Origin of the sequence: Nesterenkonia haasae (genome assembly GCF_010119385.1) — a bacterium.
GTDB classification, from domain to species: Bacteria; Actinomycetota; Actinomycetes; order Actinomycetales; family Micrococcaceae; genus Nesterenkonia; species Nesterenkonia haasae.
Genome location: NZ_VFIE01000001.1, coordinates 407 through 766 on the forward strand (window position 1 = coordinate 407; position 360 = coordinate 766).

Genomic DNA, 360 nt, shown 5'->3' on the forward strand with positions numbered 1-360 from the left:
GAAGGATGATTGTCCATCTTGCAGACGTTTGATCAAGCAACTATTAATTGTTTTAAAGCAAGCGATACGTTGCCAGAATCAATCATCTGCAGCTTTAAATTTTGATCTTCGGATCATGTGGTTTTAAGTGAAGAGTTTGATCCTGGCTCAGAGTGAACGCTGGCGGTAGGCCTAACACATGCAAGTCGAACGGCAGCACAGGAGAGCTTGCTCTCTGGGTGGCGAGTGGCGGACGGGTGAGGAATACATCGGAATCTACTCTGTCGTGGGGGATAACGTAGGGAAACTTACGCTAATACCGCATACGACCTACGGGTGAAAGCAGGGGATCTTCGGACCTTGCGCGATTGAATGAGCCGA

General features: G+C 48.6%; 1 rRNA gene. It reads left to right on the top strand.

The annotated features are described in order from the left end of the window. Positions 1-124 precede the first annotated feature (124 nt). Positions 125-360 (top strand): 16S ribosomal RNA (locus FH975_RS00005); the annotation flags it as partial.